Annotated in this window: 12 protein-coding genes; 7 read left to right on the forward strand and 5 right to left on the reverse strand. The window is 73.9% G+C overall.

Annotated elements, in window-relative coordinates:
* Positions 1 to 124 precede the first annotated feature (124 nt).
* The 3 genes from KV557_RS12375 to KV557_RS12385 are packed head-to-tail and all read right to left on the reverse strand — an operon-like array spanning position 125 to position 1,932.
* Positions 125 to 1,300 (reverse strand): aminotransferase class I/II-fold pyridoxal phosphate-dependent enzyme, encoded by a 1,176-nt coding sequence (locus KV557_RS12375; protein WP_218199902.1) that lies wholly within the window; start codon positions 1,298 to 1,300, stop codon positions 125 to 127.
* Complete coding sequence (locus KV557_RS12380) at positions 1,297 to 1,782, reverse strand: SRPBCC family protein (protein WP_218199903.1); 486 nt, start codon at positions 1,780 to 1,782, stop codon at positions 1,297 to 1,299. The genes KV557_RS12375 and KV557_RS12380 overlap by 4 nt, the downstream gene beginning before the upstream one ends.
* Before the next feature lie 9 nt (positions 1,783 to 1,791).
* The gene (locus KV557_RS12385; RefSeq protein ID WP_218199904.1) at positions 1,792 to 1,932 is read right to left on the reverse strand and encodes a glycoside hydrolase family 15 protein; all 141 of its coding nucleotides are present in this window, start codon (positions 1,930 to 1,932) and stop codon (positions 1,792 to 1,794) included.
* A gap of 181 nt (positions 1,933 to 2,113) precedes the next feature.
* Here KV557_RS12385 and KV557_RS12390 point away from each other — a divergent pair, with 181 nt between their 5' ends.
* The 3 genes from KV557_RS12390 to KV557_RS12400 all read left to right on the forward strand — a co-directional run bounded on the left by KV557_RS12390 (position 2,114) and on the right by KV557_RS12400 (position 8,826).
* Positions 2,114 to 2,920, forward strand: a complete 807-nt coding sequence (locus tag KV557_RS12390) for an SAM-dependent methyltransferase (RefSeq protein WP_218199905.1) — start codon at positions 2,114 to 2,116, stop codon at positions 2,918 to 2,920.
* Between the two features lie 166 nt (positions 2,921 to 3,086).
* Positions 3,087 to 5,222: a putative bifunctional diguanylate cyclase/phosphodiesterase gene (locus KV557_RS12395; RefSeq protein ID WP_218199906.1), complete on the forward strand. Its 2,136-nt coding sequence runs from the start codon at positions 3,087 to 3,089 to the stop codon at positions 5,220 to 5,222.
* Positions 5,223 to 5,490: 268 nt separating this feature from the next.
* On the forward strand, positions 5,491 to 8,826 hold the full coding sequence (locus tag KV557_RS12400; protein WP_218199907.1) for a protein kinase domain-containing protein: 3,336 nt from the start codon (positions 5,491 to 5,493) through the stop codon (positions 8,824 to 8,826).
* A gap of 85 nt (positions 8,827 to 8,911) precedes the next feature.
* On the opposite strand, the gene KV557_RS12405 is transcribed toward KV557_RS12400, so the two are convergent.
* Positions 8,912 to 9,541, reverse strand: coding sequence for a GTP cyclohydrolase II (locus KV557_RS12405; protein ID WP_218199908.1), 630 nt, complete (start codon positions 9,539 to 9,541; stop codon positions 8,912 to 8,914).
* A gap of 361 nt (positions 9,542 to 9,902) precedes the next feature.
* Here KV557_RS12405 and gdhA point away from each other — a divergent pair, with 361 nt between their 5' ends.
* The 4 genes from gdhA to KV557_RS12425 all read left to right on the forward strand — a co-directional run bounded on the left by gdhA (position 9,903) and on the right by KV557_RS12425 (position 14,363).
* On the forward strand, positions 9,903 to 11,303 hold the full coding sequence (gene gdhA / locus KV557_RS12410; RefSeq protein WP_218199909.1) for an NADP-specific glutamate dehydrogenase: 1,401 nt from the start codon (positions 9,903 to 9,905) through the stop codon (positions 11,301 to 11,303).
* 132 nt (positions 11,304 to 11,435) lie between these two features.
* Positions 11,436 to 12,311 carry an AraC family transcriptional regulator gene (locus KV557_RS12415; protein ID WP_218199910.1) on the forward strand — a complete coding sequence of 292 codons (876 nt, stop codon included), beginning with the start codon at positions 11,436 to 11,438 and terminating at the stop codon, positions 12,309 to 12,311.
* Positions 12,312 to 12,611: 300 nt separating this feature from the next.
* Positions 12,612 to 13,520 carry an NADP-dependent oxidoreductase gene (locus KV557_RS12420; RefSeq protein ID WP_218199911.1) on the forward strand — a complete coding sequence of 303 codons (909 nt, stop codon included), beginning with the start codon at positions 12,612 to 12,614 and terminating at the stop codon, positions 13,518 to 13,520.
* Positions 13,521 to 13,598: 78 nt separating this feature from the next.
* On the forward strand, positions 13,599 to 14,363 hold the full coding sequence (locus KV557_RS12425) for a VOC family protein (RefSeq protein ID WP_218199912.1): 765 nt from the start codon (positions 13,599 to 13,601) through the stop codon (positions 14,361 to 14,363).
* On the opposite strand, the gene lnt is transcribed toward KV557_RS12425, so the two are convergent.
* Entirely contained in the window at positions 14,339 to 15,922 is a 1,584-nt protein-coding gene (gene lnt / locus KV557_RS12430; protein WP_256177293.1) for an apolipoprotein N-acyltransferase, read from the reverse strand. The genes KV557_RS12425 and lnt overlap by 25 nt on opposite strands.
* Between the last annotated feature and the right edge of the window lie 15 nt (positions 15,923 to 15,937).

Here is a 15,937-nt window from a genome sequence, read left to right on the forward strand (position 1 = left end):
CATGCGGGGGCGCTTCGCAAAGTTCGCGTGAATGTTCATCGTCGCAGGTCAGAGTCGGTGCAATCGGGTGAACGGCGCGTGCGGGGGCTGCTCAGCGGCTACTCGGGGGCTACTCAGGGGCTGCTCAGAGGCGCTGAAGACGTTCCAGGACCGCCTCCAGCGTCGGCCGTGGCAGGGCGTAGTTCAGGCGCAGCAAGCCGTGGCCGCCGGGGCCGAACTCGGTGCCGTCCGAGGCTTCGAGGCCGCAGCGCTCCAGCAGCGCCCGGCGCGCGGTGGCGGGCGGGAGGCCGAGGGCGGCGGCGTCCAGCCAGAGCAGGTAGGAGGCCTGGGGCGTGGAGCGGACGGCAGGGCCGAGGCGGTCCGTCAGGCGGGCGCGGGCAGCGGACAGGTGGGCGAGCAGGGCGTCCAGCCACGGAGCGCCCTCGCCGAGCGCCGCCTGATGGACGGTCTGCTCGATCAGGCCGCCCTCCCAGAAGCCGAAACCGGCCATGGTGTCGAGGAATCGGGCGCGCAGGCCGGGGTCGGGGACGAGCGCGAAGCTGCTCGGGAGGCCCGAGGCGTTGAAGGTCTTGCCGACCGAGTTGAGGGTGACGACCCGGTGGCGGAGCTGCTTCTGGACGGTGGTGACGGCGACCGGGTGGGCGTGCCCGGGGTGGGTGAGGTCGCCGTGCACCTCGTCGGAGACCAGCAACGCGCCGGCCTCCGCCGCCGCCTCGGCGAGAGCGCTGATTTCGGCGGCGGGCCAGACCCGGCCGGACGGGTTGTGCGGGTTGCTCAGCAGTACGGCCCCGGTCGGGCGGGGGAGCGGGCCGGACGGGAGGTGGTAGCCGTCCCCCGGGTCGGTGGCGAGTGGCAGCTCGACGAGCGGCAGCTCCTGGTACGGCAGACCGGCCGCCCGGCAGACCTGCGCGAAACCGCCCCACTCCGGCGTCGGGAACACGACGGGCCCCGCCGGGCGCACCGCCTCCAGCAGCAGCCGGACGGCGGTGCGCGGGCCGAACGGCAGCAGGAGCACCCAGTCCGGGTCCACCTCGACGCCGTGCCGGGACCGGTACCAGCGCGCCACCAGCCCCCGCCCGGCCGGGTCGCACACGGTGTACCCGTACGCCCGGTGCCTCGCCCGCCGCTCCAGCGCTTCGGCGACGGCGGGCGGCCCGGGCAGGTCCATGTCCGCGAGGCCCATCGCGATCACCCCTGGCCCGGTGGCCCGCGCCCACTTGCTGCTCCCGGTCCCGGCCCGGTCGAAGGGCCGCCCGAAACCGTGGTCGTCGGACGGCGCGCTGGGGACGGTACGGCTCACGGCGGGCCTCCGGGGCGTCGGGCGGGCGCCGCCACGCTAACCCGCCCCAAGTACGCCGCCAACCCGCGCCGCCCGCGCCACATCATCACCGTGTGGTTCGCCCGGAACAGCGGGTGCAGCGGCAGGGCGAGCCGCCGCAGCAGGGCCTTCCCCGGGCGGGTGTCCTCCTCGAAGAGCACGCGGCTGCCCGTACCCTCCGGCGTCACGGTGAAGCGGGACCATCCGATGAGGTCGCCCCGCATGACCGCCTCCAGCACCCCGGCGGCCGGGTCCTGCCGGCGCGACTCCAGCTCGATCACCAGCCGGTACGGCAGCAGCGCGCGCACCACGACCTCGCCCGACTCCTCGCCGGTCTGCCGCACGTCCTGGATCTCCGGCCACCACAGCGGGTAGCTCCGCACGTCCTCCAGCGCCGCGTACACCTCCGATGCGGGCGCGGCGAGTTGCCACGCGCCCCGGAAGCGGTAGTGGTTGGGGTCCACATCGCCACCCTAGCCCGGTTCGGGCAGGGTGAACGCGGTATTGACCAGGCTCACATGGCTGAACGCCTTTGGGGTGTTGCCGAGTTGGCGTCCGGCGTGCAGCCCCCACTGCTCCGGGAACAGGTCGAGGTCGTCGGCGAGCTCGCCCACGCGGGCGAACAGTCCCTCGCCTGGGCGGGAAGGGCGCACTCCACTGTGAGCGGGAAGGGCACACTCCGCTTGCACCCGTTCGGGGTGCCGGGGGAGGATCTTCCGTGCTTGTAGTCTCATCTGTCACAGCAGTGGCCTGCGGGCGCTGCCGCCCCACAACCGGAGTGAAGGAGTCACAGGCATGCGGCGACCGAGCTGGGTACCGGAGGGCACGGACCTGGACAAACCGAACGCCGCGCGGGTCTACGACTACTACCTCGGGGGCTCGCACAACTTCGAGGTGGACCGGGAGATGGCCCGCAAGGCGATGGCCCTGTGGCCGGAGCTGCCGCAGATCATGCGCTCCAACCGGGCCTTCCTGCGCCGCGCCGTGACCCTCCTCGCCGAGCGCGGCATCACCCGCTTCCTGGACATCGGCTCCGGCATCCCGACCTTCGGCGCCGTGCACGAGATCGCCCGCGCGATCCGCCCCGAGTCGCGGGTCGTGTACGCGGACCGCGACCCGGTGGCCGTCGCGCACAGCCGCCTGATGCTGGCGGACGACCCGTGGAGCGCGATCGTCCAGGCCGACCTGCGCGACGTCGACGACCTGCTGGGCCGCCCCGAGGTGACCGAGCTGCTGGCGGCGGGCGAGCCGGTGGGCGTCCTGCTGGTGGCCGTCGCCCACTTCGTCAGCGACGACGAGGACCCGCGGAAGCTGATCGCGACGATCCGCGACGCGCTCCCGGCCGGCAGCGCCCTGGTCCTCTCGCACGCCTCCTCGGAGGGTCGTCCCGACCAGGCCGAGGACCACCAGAAGCTGTACCGGATGACGCCGACCCCGCTGACCATGCGCACCCACGAGCAGATCACCGCGATGTTCGCGGGCTTCGAGCTGGTCGAGCCGGGCGTGGTCTACCTGCCGCAGTGGCGGCCGGACCAGCCGGAGGCGGTCGGGGAGCACCCCGAGCGGATGAGCGGGGTGGCGGGCGTGGGGTTCCGCCCTTGAGCGGACGGGGCGGACGGAGCGGGTGGAGCGGGCGACCGACCGACGGCCGGGGGTCCCGCGAGGCGGCCGCCGCGCGCCGGCGTTGCCTCCTGTTCACCAGGCCCGGCTTCACCAGGCCCGGCTTCACCAGGCCCGGCCTCGCCGGACGCGGCGGGGCGGCGGTCGTATGAGCACGGCCCCGGTGTCGGGCAGCGCGGAACGGTTCCACGAGGACTGGGCCCTGCTGCTCTCCAGCGACCACGGCATCGCCGTCCACCCCGGCCTGCTCGGCCGGCTGGTGGCCCGCACCGCCGCGCTGCTCCACCGCGCCCAGCAGGAAGAGCCGTTCGAGCCGCACCTGGCCGCCCAGGCCGGTGCCGAGCTGGTGGACGCGCACTTCACCGACCCGGCCGTGCTGGCCCGGGCGGTCGAGCTGCTCCAGGCCCAGCCGGTCGGCGACGACCGCGGCCCGGCCCTGACCGGCGCCTTCGCGGCCGGCTGGGCGGCGGCCCTGCGCGAGCGCACGCTGCGCGAGCAGGAGTCGATCCGGGCTGCCGCGGACCTCGCCCGCAAGGAGGCCGAGCGAGCGCTGCGGGCCTCCGAGGCCCGGTTCCGCGCGCTGTTCGAGAGTGCGGCGATCGGCATCGGCATCGGCGACACCGACGGCAACATCCTGGCCGTCAACAAGGCGCTGCAGGAGCTGTTCGGCGTCGGTCCGGAGGACATGACCGGCCGCCGGGTCGGCGACCTCGTCCACCCCGAGGACACCCCGGGCGTGTGGGAGGCGTACGAGGAGCTGATCAGCGGCAAGCGGGACTACTTCCAGTTCGACAAGCCGTACTACCGGCAGGACGGCGAGGTGGTCTGGACGCACCTGACGGTCTCGCTGATCCGCGACGACGACGGCACCCCGCAGTACCAGGTCGCGATGCTGGAGGACATCACCGACCGCTACCGGCTCCAGGAGCGGCTGCGCCACCAGGCCACCCACGACCCGCTGACCGGACTGCCCAACCGGGCGGCCTTCTTCGAGCGGCTGGAGAAGCTGTTCGAGGAGCCGGAGCCGGGCGCCCGGTTCGGCCTGTGCTACGTCGACCTCGACGGCTTCAAGGTGGTCAACGACAGCCTCGGCCACGACACCGGCGACCAGCTGCTGTCCGCCGTCGCCGCCCGGCTGAAGGCCGCGCTCACCCCGCTCGGCCACCTGGTCGCCCGGCTCGGCGGCGACGAGTTCGTCGTCCTGCTGGAGAACTGCCGGGGCGAGCAGGAGGCGGTGGCCGCCGCGAAGACGGTGCTCAAGGCGCTGGCCGGGCCGGTGCTGATCGGCGATCACAAGCTGGCGGTGGGCGCCAGCGTCGGCGTGCTGGAGCGGCGCGTCTCCACGACCACCCCGGGCGCCGCCGTCCGGGCCGCCGACCTGACGCTGTACCGGGCCAAGGAGGCCGGCCGGGGCCGCTGGACGCTGTTCGACCCCAAGGAGAACGCCCGCGCGGTCAGCCGGTACGCGGTGTCGGTGCGGATGCCGGCCGCCCTCGACCGCGGCGAGTTCTTCATCGACTACCAGCCGCTCTACGCGCTGGCCGACGGCCGGCTCGCCGCCGTGGAGGCGCTGGTGCGCTGGCGCCACCCGCAGCTCGGCGTGCTCGGCCCGGACGAGTTCGTGACCACCGCCGAGGAGACCGGCCTGATCATGCCACTCGGCCGCTGGGTGCTGGAGCAGGCCTGCGGCCAGGCGGCCGACTGGATCAAGCGGTTCGGCGACGCCGCGCCGCAGCTCAACGTCAACCTGGCAGTCCGTCAGGCGCGCAGCGCGGCGCTGGTCGCCGACCTCGGCCGGATCCTCGACACCACCGGCCTGGACCCGGCCCGGCTCCAGCTGGAGATCACCGAGTCCACCGTGGTCGGACCCGAGGACGAGGCGCTGCGGACCCTGCACGGGCTGGTGGACCTCGGGGTCTCGCTGGCGGTGGACGACTTCGGCACCGGTTGGTCCAACCTCGCCTACCTGCGCGACCTGCCGGTCTCCGGCCTGAAGATCGCCGGGTCCTTCGTTGGCGATCTGCACGATCCGGGGAAGGACGAGTCCACCGGGTGGCGGATCATCAGCGGCCTGGTGTCGATGGCGCACGCGCTCGGGCTGACCGTCACCGCGGAGGGTGTGGAGACCCGCAAGGACGCCGACCGGCTGCGGACCATCGGCTGCGATTGGGCGCAGGGCTGGCACTTCGGGCGGCCGGTGCGCCCCTCCGAGATCGCCCGTCGGATCGCCGAGGAGCCGGAGGGCCGGCCGGTCGGGGGTGGGACAGGTCAAGGGGCGCGGTGACTTGGCGTCACCGTTCGCCCGTTGGCTCCCGGTTGGAACCCCGATCAGGCGCCCGGCCGCGGGGCGGCGACGTCCCGGCGACGTTTCGCGTCGACTTTGTCCGGGTCTGGCAGCGGTAGGGAAACGGCCGCGTCGCGTTCCGGGAAAGAGCTCAACGGCGCCGCCCCGCATGCGGGATGATGGCGCGTCACGATCACCTTCCCGGTGCCGTACAGCGCGGGCACGACCCCCGCACCGGCCCCGGGGGAGCGGGGAGGAGAGCGCCACGATGGCCACACCGGCGGACCCGGGCCCGGTCGGCGACGAGGGGCGGGAGCGCGGGCCCGAGCCCCGGACGAAGGTGGACCGGCGGCCGTGGGGCCGCCGCCGCACCCTCGGCGTCGTCCCGGATCCGCCGTCGCGGCTCGGGGCCGTCCCGCACACCCGGGTGGACCCGGAGGCGGCGACGAGGCGCGTGCCGGACCCCTCGGTCCGGGTGGACCCGGAGGCGCCGACCCGGGTTACCCCGCGCAGGGCGCGCGGAGCGGCCCCGGGCGCGGACGCCTCGGCGGGCACCTGGGCGGACGGCGCGTGGGCGGCCAACGTCGGGCCCGGGCCCAGCAGGGGCGGTGGGGCGCCCGTCGACGACGGCACCGCCGACCGGTCCGGCGACCGTACGGCCGACCGCTCCGGCGACCGCGCCGCCGGAGGGCAGTACGTCGGAGGCTTCCCGGCCGCGCTGCGCGACCGCTTCGAGCCGCTGGGCGTCGCCGGCTCCGGTACCGAGGGCACCGTCTGGCACGTGCGCCGCACCGACGGCCGCGGTGAGGCCGCCGTCAAGGTGACGGCCGTCGGCCAGTCCATGGACGCCGAACTCCTGGAGCACCTCTCCAACGACGCCTACCTCCGCCACGTCCCGCGCATCATCGGCTTCGGACGGGTTTCCCACCAGGGCGTCGAACACGGCTGGGCGGCCATGGAGTACCTGCCCGTCACCCTCGCCGACCACTTCGCCGCCCTGCGCCGCGCAGGCCGGCACACCGACGTGCGCGAGACCGAGCAGATCATCTACGAGCTGGTCGCGCTGCTCGACTTCTGGCAGAAGCGGATCATGCGCAACCCGGTGGACTTCAAGCCGGCCAACGTCCTGGTCCGGCCCGGCCGCACCCCTGCGGAGTTCGTGATCGCCGACTTCGGCGGCATCGCCCGACTCACCGCCAGCCGCCGCTTCACGCCCGAGATGACGATCACCGTCGCCTACATGGCCCCCGAGCAACTGGCCGGCACCAACCACCCCGCCGGGCCCTGGTGGGCGCTCGGCAACATCCTGTACGAGCTGTTCACCGGCCGCCCCCGCTTCCTGGGCGCCGACGGGCGGCTGCTCAGCGACGAGGTGCTGCAGTACGACCTGGTCATGGGCGAGGAGGTCGACCTCTCCGCCGTCGCCGACCCACGCCGACTGCTGCTCCTCCAAGGGCTGTTCACCAAGAATCCGGCCGAGCGCTGGACCGCCCCGCAGGTCCGCAGCTGGCTCGCGGGCGGCAGCCCGGAGGTCGCCCGGCACCGGGCCCGCGCGGCCGGCGGCCGCACCCACCGGCCGGTCACCTTCCTCGGAACCCCGTACCACGACCCGGCCGCGCTCGCCGTCGTCCTCCTCGGACGCTCCGCCGACGCCGCCCGCTGGCTGGCCGCCGGGGGAGCGGAACGGCTGCGCGACTGGCTGCGCGACGAGGTCAAGGACACCGTCTTCGACCTGCACTACCTCACCGACGTGGTCAAGGCGCGCGGCGACCGGCGCGACGCGGTGGCCGCCCTCGCCGTCCTCGCCCTCGGCGCCGCGTTCGCGCCCTCCGCCACCCCGCACTACCTCGACCGCCCGATCGACACAACCGGGCTCGAACGGATCGCCACCGGGCCGGACGGGGCCGCGTTCGTCGACGGACTCGTCGCGGCCGGCGTCCCCGCCGTCGCCGCCCGCTACGACTGCTTCCACCCCGAGTGTTCCGGCGAGCACTGTGCTCGGCTGCTCGCCCTCGCCCAACTGCCGGACGTACTGGCCGAGGTGAACGCCACGGCGCGCAGCCTCGGCGGTGGGCGGCGGGGCGGCGACGGGCTCAGTGCGGAGGAACGCGAGGAGGCGCACCGGCTCACGGTGTGGCTGACCGTCCGCCCCGAGGAGCGCTCCCGACTGCTCGGCCGGCTCTCGCCGCTGCCCGCCGCCCTGCACCGGCTGCCGCTGCCCGAGCGGCTATCCGAAGGGGCGGCGGTGCTGGCGGCCGTGGTCGCGGATGCGGTGCTGGGCGCGCGCTCGGCGGTCGGCCGGAAGGGGCCGGAGGGTGCGTCGAACACCGTCCGGCGCCGCTGGTCGGCGCTGCGGCGGCGGGCGGTGGGCGCCGACCCCGGGGACCTCGCCGGGCGTGCGGCGCTCGTCGCGGCCGAGGCCCTGCGGGCGCGCGGCGGGCGCCGGACGGACGGGTCGGGGCAGGCTGCGCAACCCGTGGAGAAGGCCAAACGGGAGTGGCCGTCGCTCGACGTGCGGGCCGTCGTCCGCGCCTGGTGGCCGCACGCGCGCACCGGTCTGCCGCGCCGGGCCGGGGCGGCGCTGCTGCTGCTCGTCGCCTTCGGCCTGCTGATGTGGGCGGGCGCGGTCTTCCGGTACCCCATCGATGCCGGGCAACAGCTCAAGATCTGGCCCAACGGCGCCTTCGGCGGCCCGCTGCGCCGGGCCGGCGAGCACGCGGCGCACCAGGTGGTCGGGCAACTCGGTGCGGCCCTGACCGCCGCCGTCGTGCTCGCGGTCTTTCCCGCCCGGGTCGGCTTCGGCACGGCCGCCCTGACCGGGGCCGGCGCCTTCGCGATCGGCTACCTGCGGCTCGGACCTCCGATGACGGTCCTCAAGCCGCCGCAGCCGGTGGCCGACCGGGTGGTGACGTTCGAGGGTGGGATGGGCAGCTGGGCGGGTGTGGTCGCGGTAACGGCGCTCGTGGCGTCGCTCGTCCTGATCGAGCGGGCCGCCGGCCGGCTGCTCAAGCCTGCCCACGAGGCCCGGAGGCGGGCGCGGGAGGCGTGCCGCGGGCTCCGTGGGAGGGGAGCCCGACCGGACGGGAAGGCGAAGGGCGCGGGGAGGACGAAGAACGGCGGGAAGTCGAAGGGCGCGGGCAAGGAGTGGCGGACGGGCCGCGAAGGTGCCCGCGACCGCGTGGTGTTCGCGCTCCGGAGCACTCTGGTGCTGGTCGTGCTGCTGTGGGCGGTGGTCGAGGTCCGGCTGGCCGCGACCGGACACCACCCCACACCGGCCTCCTGGGGGACCGGCCGGACGGGTGCGAGGTATCAGGCCGGGTTCGTGATCATGCTGGCCGCCGTGTCGCTCGCGAGCACACTGGCGACCGCGCGGACCGCCCGGGTCCTGTTCGTCGGCTGGATCGCCGGCACGCTGCTGCTCGGCGCCTGGCCCGGGCCGCTCGGCCCGGTGGAGGCGCTGCGCATCCCGGTGCTGGAGGGGCAGTTCAGGGCCGTCGCGGAACTCTGGGGGCACGCCGCGTTCTGGGCCGCGCTCCTCATCGCGCTGCCGGTCACGGCGTACGGGGTGCTGCGGGTGGTGCGGCTGCGGGAGGGGGACGGGTGAGGAGTGACAGCTGACAACTAACAGATGACAGATGACAGATTTCGAAATCTGTCATCTGTTAGTTGTTCGCCGAACGGGGCCGCGCTCAGCCGACCAGCCGGGACAGCTCGATCGAGTGCCCGGTCCGCTCCACCTTGGCGCGCAGGTAGCGGACGTTGCTCGCGGAGAGGTGGACGCCGGTCGGCGTGCGGTGTTCCACGCTGATGCCCAGGCTGGCCAACTGTGCCGCCTTGTCGGGGTTGTTGCTCAGCAGCTCGATGCCGGTGGCACCGAGGGCGGTGAGCATCTGGGCGGCGGCGGTGTAGTCCCGGCCGTCCTCGGGGAGGCCGAGGGCGGTGTTGGCATCGTACGTGTCGAGGCCCGAGTCCTGGAGGGCGTACGCATCGAGCTTGTTGTAGAGCCCGATGCCGCGCCCCTCCTGGCGCAGGTAGAGCAGGTAACCGCCGGCCTCGCTGATCCGCTCGACCGACTCGCGCAGCTGCGGGCCGCAGTCGCAGCGGTCCGAGCCGAACACGTCGCCGGTCAGGCACTCCGAGTGCAGCCGCACCAGCGGCGTCCCGCCCTCCGGGGCCTCGCCGAACGCGAGCGCGAGGTGCTCGGCGCCGTCGGCCAGTCCGTGGAAGGTGAAGACCTCCGCGTCGGCGCGGTAGCCGTCCGGGAAGGTCAGCGGGATGCGCACACGTGAGCGCACCGTGGCGGAGCCGGGCTGCGGCATGGGCGGGCCTCCGTTACCGAGTTGCCTGGGGATGAGCTGTCTGGGGATGAGCCGGACTCCGACCGTACTCGGTCGTTCCAATTTGAACAACTGGGTACTGTCGGTGCCCGGGATGACTACGGAGGCGGAGAACGCCACGTCCGCCTCAGCTGTTCCCACTCGGGGCGACCACGTTCCGTCATGAGTGGTGTTCGGCGTCGGGGCGGCGCCGGTGGATCGTGCTGCCCGTCAGGTGAGCGGGTTTCAGCATGTGGATGGGTCGTGGGCCCGGGCCGTGGACACTGCGAGACTTGCCCGTGTTTCCTGGGCACGGGAACGCCTCGCGCACGACCACTGCCGACCACGGAAGGTCCCGAACAGGATGCCCACCAACCCTCAAACCGTTACCTCCCCGGCCTCGTTCGACGCGGAGAACCGCGTCATCGAGGCGCTCTACGCGGACGTCGTCCGCCGGAACAAGGGCGAGACGGAGTTCCACCAGGCGGTCCACGAGGTCCTGGAGACCCTCGGACCGGTGCTCGCCCGCCGCCCCGAGTTCGCCGACGCCCGGATCATCGAGCGGATCTGCGAGCCCGAGCGGCAGCTCATGTTCCGTGTGCCGTGGACGGACGACTCCGGCACGATCCACGTCAACCGCGGCTTTCGGGTGGAGTTCAGCAGCGCCCTCGGCCCGTACAAGGGCGGGCTGCGCTTCCACCCGTCCGTCAACCTCGGCATCGTCAAGTTCCTCGGCTTCGAGCAGATCTTCAAGAACGCGCTCACCGGGCTGTCGATCGGCGGCGGCAAGGGCGGCTCCGACTTCGACCCCAAGGGCAGCTCGGACGCCGAGATCATGCGGTTCTGCCAGTCCTTCATGACCGAGCTGTACCGCCACCTCGGCGAGCACACCGACGTCCCGGCCGGGGACATCGGCGTCGGCGGCCGGGAGATCGGCTACCTGTTCGGCCAGTACAAGCGGATCACCAACCGTTACGAGAGCGGCGTGCTCACCGGCAAGGGCCTGGGCTGGGGCGGCGCGCAGGTGCGGACCGAGGCGACCGGGTACGGCTGCGTGCTGTTCACCGCCGAGATGCTGCGCAGCCGCGGCGAGGGCCTGGAGGGGCGCCGGGTCGCGGTCTCCGGCTCGGGCAACGTCGCGCTCTACGCGATCGAGAAGGCGCAGCAGCTCGGCGCGACCGTGGTCACCTGCTCGGACTCCTCCGGCTACGTGGTGGACGAGAAGGGCATCGACCTCGAACTGCTCAAGGAGGTCAAGGAGGTCCGGCGCGGCCGGGTCGCCGACTACGCCGAACTGCGCGGCAGTCACGTCCGGTTCGTGGAGGCGGCCGGAGAGGGTACGGGGGTGTGGGGCGTGCCGTGCGACGTCGCGCTGCCCTGCGCCACCCAGAACGAGCTGGACGAGACGGACGCGCTCGCGCTGGTTCGGGGCGGGGTGAAGGCGGTCGCCGAGGGCGCCAACATGCCCACCACCCCGGCGGCGGTGCGGGTGTTCCAGGAGGCCGGCGTGGCCTTCGGCCCGGGCAAGGCGGCGAACGCGGGCGGCGTGGCGACCAGCGCGCTGGAGATGCAGCAGAACGCCTCCCGCGACTCGTGGACCTTCGCCCGCACCGAGGAGCGGCTGGCCGGGATCATGCGGCACATCCACGACTCCTGCGCCACCACCGCCGAGCGCTACGGCCACCCGGGCAACTACGTGGTGGGCGCGAACATTGCGGGCTTCGAGCTGGTCGCGGACGCGATGCTGGCGCAGGGCCTGGTCTGACCTCCCGGTGCCCGCTCGGGCGGGGTGCCTGCCTGACCCGGGCGCACCCGATCGGAGCGGGCACCGATTGTCGGGTGCGGCAAGCTGGGTCCTTCCTACGGTGGAGATCAACAAGGAAGGACGGGGGCCGGCGTGCTGGAGCACCTGAACCGCGCGATGGACCACATCGAGCGGAACCTGGACCACGAGGTCGAGGTGGCCGAGCTGGCGCGGATCGCGATGACGTCGGAGTACCACTTCCGGCGGCTGTTCTCGATGCTCGCCGGGATGCCGCTGTCGGAGTACGTGCGGCGCCGGCGGCTGACCGTCGCGGGGGCCGAAGTGCTTGGTGGCGAGCGGACGTTGCTCGATGTCGCGGTGCGCTACGGCTACACCTCGGGGGAGGCGTTCGCCCGGGCGTTCCGGGCGATGCACGGGGTCGGGCCGGGGGAGGCCCGGCGCGACGGTGCGGTGCTCAAGTCCCAGCCCCGGATGTCCTTCCGACTCGTCGTGGAAGGAACAAGCAGCATGGAATACCGGATTGTGGAGAAGCCCGACTTCCGGATCGTCGGCAAGAAGGCCCGGGTCACCCTGATCTACCAGGGGGTGAACCCGGGGATCGCCGAGTTCATCAAGGGACTCGGCGCGGAGACCGTCGCTCGGATCTCGGCGCTCTCCGACCAGGACCCTGACGGCATCGTCTCGGTGACCGACTACCTGTCGGTCAGCCGCGAGGAGGGGTCCGAACTCGACTACTGGCACGCGGTGGTGGCGGGTCCCGACGCCGAACTCCCGGAGGGTCTGGACGTGTTGGACGTCCCGGCCGGCACGTGGGCGGTGTTCAGCAACACCGGCCCGTTCCCGCAGGCGCTCCAGGAGATGTGGGGCGACGTGGCGAGCCAGTGGTTCCCGTCCAACCCGTACGAGTCGCGGCCGGGCCCGGAGCTGCTGCGGACCCGCTTCGTCCCGGGGGCGGGCGACGCCGAGGCCGAGCTGTGGGTGCCGGTGACGCGGGCCGTGCGCCAGTAGCGGGGGACGGGTTGGCCGGGCCGGACGGGTCGGACAGGCTGGACAGGCCGGCGGCGGACAGCTGACATCTAACAGATGACAGATCACAGACTTCGAAATCTGTCATCTGTCATCTGTCTTTTGTTCGCCCACCCCCGTTCGGCGCAGCACCAGCGGCCCGCCCCGGACGGTCCCCGCATGCTGGGGCGGGGGATCGCAAAGCTGCGAACGCCGGCCGGTGACCGGAGGCGCCGGTGACCGCCAGGCCGGCGATCGTCGGCCGGCTACCCGAGGACCGGCTACCCGAGGAGTGGGATCAAGATGGCCAAGACGTTCGGGTTCGTCGACTACGGCGGGCCGGAGACTCAGGAGTTCCTGGACCGCCCGGAGCTCGACGCCGGTCCGGGTCAGCTGGCGATCGCGGTCCGGGCGGCCGGGGTGAACCCGGTGGACTGGAAGATCCGGCGCGGCCTGCTCGGCCGCGAGCGCCAACTGCCCGCCGTCATGGGCCAGGAGGCCTCGGGCGTCGTGCAGCAGGTCGGCCCGGGGGTGGCCGGGTTCACCCCGGGCGACGAGGTGTTCGGGGTCGCCGCCGCCGGAGCCTTCGCCGAACAGACGCTGCTGCGCGCCGGGATGAGCGCCGTCAAACCCGCGGGCGTCGGCTTCGACCAGGCCGCCATCCTGTGCGTCTCGGTGGCCACCGCCGACGACGCCGTCCGCGACGTCGGCCTCGGCTCCGGGCAGACGCTGCTGATCCTCGGCATCGCCGGCGGCGTCGGCAGCGCCGCGGCGCAGATCGCCCGCAGCCGCGGCCTGCGCGTGGCCGGCACCGCGAGCGACGCCAACCGCGGGCACGTGGAGTCGCTCGGCGCCGCCCACGTCCGGTACGGCGACGGCGTCGCCGAGCGGATCGCCGAGGCGGCGCCGGACGGCGTGGACGGCATCCTCGACCTGGTCGGCGGTGACGCCCTGCGGGCCGCCGCCGTCGCCCTCGCCGACCGCTCGAAGCTGGTCAGTACCGCCGACCCGGCCACCGCCGCCGAGCTCGGCGGCCGCTACGTCACCCGCTCCACCACCCCCGAGAGCCTCGCCGCGCTGGCCGCCCTGGTCGCCGCCGGCGAACTGGACCCGCACATCACCGGCCGCTACCCACTGACCCACGCCGCCGAGGCGCTGGCCCTCGTGGAGTCCGGCCATGTCCGAGGCAAACTCGTCCTCGAAGTCGCCTGACCCGAAGAAGTCGCCTGACTCACATGGGATCTGACGGACAGTGACGTCAGATCCAACCTAGCAACCTAGAGAGAAGCGATGAAGCAGAACTCCGTGACCACCGGCGCCCCCTGCTGGGTCGAGCTGGGCACCTCCGACCCCGCCGCCGCCCAGTCCTTCTACAGCGAGCTGTTCGGCTGGCGCGCCGAGACCGACGTGCGCCCCGAGGCCGGCGGCTACACGCAGATGTTCCTCGGCGACGCCCCGGCCGCCGCCGTCACCCCGATCTACGCCCCGAAGCAGCCGATAGCCTGGACGGTGTCGTTCGCCGTTGCCGACAACGACGCCACCGTCGCGAAGATCAAGGCCGCGGGCGGCAGCGCCCTGATGGAGCCCGCGGACGTGTTCGACCTCGGCCGGTTCGCGGTGGTCGCCGACCCGTCCGGCGCGGTCTTCACGCTCTGGCAGGCCCGCGCCTTCCAGGGCGCCGGCGTGTTCAACGAGCCCGGCGCGCTCGGCTGGGTCGAGCTGCTCACCCGGGACGCGCCCGGCGCGGCCGCCTTCTACCCGGCGGTGTTCGGCTGGTCCGTCACCGCGTCCGAGCAGTACACCCAGTGGGGCCTGAACGGCGCCGACTTCGGCGGCATGCTGGTGATGGACGACCGCTTCCCGCCGCAGGTCCCGCCGCACTGGCTGCCGTACTTCTCGGTCGCCGACGTCGACGGCACGGTAGCCCGGGCCACCGCCCTCGGCGCCGACGTGCTGATGCCCGCGACGGACGTGCCGGACGGCCCACGCATCGCCGTCCTGCGCGACGCCCAGGGCGCCGCGTTCGGCGTCTACCTGGCCGCCGCCGAGGGCTGAGCGCCCGCACGAGGGGAGCGCCGCCACACCACGACCGCCGACCCCGCCGTCACCAGCAGCGCGGCCAGCGGCACCACGTCGCCGACCCGGTCGTACCAGGTCAGCGTCCCGGGCGCGGTGAGCGGCAGCCGGACGGTCAGCGCGCCGGTGCCGTCGGTGCCGAGCCGGGCGAGCTCCCGCCCCTGCGCGTCGAAGGCCGCCGAGACCCCCGTCAGCGAGGCCTGCACGGCCGGACGGCCGGTCTCGGCGGCCCGGATCGCGGCCAGCGAGACGTGCTGCTCGGGCGCCCAGGTGTGCTGGAAGGTCGAGGTCGACGACTGGTAGACCAGCACCCGGGCGCCGTCGCGCGCCGCCGTCCGGGCCATGTCGGGGAAGGCCGACTCGAAGCAGATCAGCGCCCCGACCGGCAGCGGGCCGCCCGCCCGGTCGGTGGCGGGCAGGTCGTGGAAGGCGGTGCCGGGCGCCCGGTTCTCGCTCGCGGCCCGGCTGACCCCGGCGATCCAGCCGAGCGCCGGCCGCAGCGGGATGTACTCGCCGAACGGCACCAGCCGGATCTTGCGGTAGCGGTCCATCACGCCTGCCGGGGAGACGAGGACCGCGTCCTTGGAGATGCGACCGTCCGCCTTGCGCGCGTCCTCGCCGGCCAGGATCTGCGCGCCGGTGGCGGCGGACAGTTCGCGCAGCCGGTCGAGCGCGACCCGGTCGCGGTCAAGGTCGGACGTGGTGCTGCTCTCGCCCCAGACGACCAGGTCCACCGGCCGCCCGCCGAGCGCGGCGGTGGCGCGGGCGCTCGCGTCGAACCGCGCCTGCGGGTCGTCGACGATCCCGGGCTGGACCAGGGCCACCGTCACCGCCCCGGCCCGGACGGGCGCGTCGCGCAGCGCGAACAGCAGCGGACCGGCCGCCAGCACCAGCACGGCCGTCACCGCCGCGACGGCGCGCGGGCGCCAGGGGGCGGCGGTGAGTACGATCAGCACCCCGGTGTTGACCGCCACCACCACCGCGCTGACCAGCCAGATCCCGCCCGCCGAGGCGAGCCCGAGGAGCGCCGGGTGCTGCCACTGGGTGGCGCCGAGCAGCGCCCACGGCCCGCCGAGCGCGTGCCAGGAGCGCGCGTACTCGGTGGTCAGCCAGAGCGCCGGGACAACGGCCAGCGCGAGCAGCGCCCGACGGGCCGTCAGCGGCGGGTGCAGCAGCCGGTGCACGCCGTACCCGACACCGGCCTGGAGCGCCCCGAACAGGACGGCGAGCACCGGCAGGGCCGGCCCGATCGACGGGACCAGCCAGTACATCGCCGTCAGGATGAAGCCCGTGCCGAACCACCACCCGCGCACCGCCGCCTCCCGGCCACCGGGCGCCCGCTGCATGAGCAGCATCCCGGGCACCAGCGCGACCCACGCGAGCCACGCCAGTCCCGGCGCCGGGAACGCGAGCACCGGCACCGCCCCGGCCGCCAGCGCGCCGAGGCGCGCCCGGTAGCGGTGCGCGGGCACCGCTACCGCTTCGCCCGGACCAGGTGTGCGGACGGCAGGACGGCTGAGGGTGAGGCGGCGCGGCATGCCCCGTATTGTCCG

The organism is Kitasatospora aureofaciens (assembly GCF_019192735.1).
Classification (GTDB): domain Bacteria; phylum Actinomycetota; class Actinomycetes; order Streptomycetales; family Streptomycetaceae; genus Kitasatospora; species Kitasatospora aureofaciens_A.

Coding starts and splice junctions, on each gene's coding strand:
- KV557_RS12405 (WP_218199908.1), bottom strand. CDS start 9,541: ATGCCGCAGCCCGGCTCCGCCACGGTGCGCTCACGTGTGCGCATCCCG.
- KV557_RS12395 (WP_218199906.1), top strand. CDS start 3,087: ATGAGCACGGCCCCGGTGTCGGGCAGCGCGGAACGGTTCCACGAGGAC.
- KV557_RS12400 (WP_218199907.1), top strand. CDS start 5,491: ATGGCCACACCGGCGGACCCGGGCCCGGTCGGCGACGAGGGGCGGGAG.
- lnt (WP_256177293.1), bottom strand. CDS start 15,922: ATGCCGCGCCGCCTCACCCTCAGCCGTCCTGCCGTCCGCACACCTGGT.
- KV557_RS12420 (WP_218199911.1), top strand. CDS start 12,612: ATGGCCAAGACGTTCGGGTTCGTCGACTACGGCGGGCCGGAGACTCAG.
- KV557_RS12425 (WP_218199912.1), top strand. CDS start 13,599: ATGAAGCAGAACTCCGTGACCACCGGCGCCCCCTGCTGGGTCGAGCTG.
- KV557_RS12390 (WP_218199905.1), top strand. CDS start 2,114: ATGCGGCGACCGAGCTGGGTACCGGAGGGCACGGACCTGGACAAACCG.
- gdhA (WP_218199909.1), top strand. CDS start 9,903: ATGCCCACCAACCCTCAAACCGTTACCTCCCCGGCCTCGTTCGACGCG.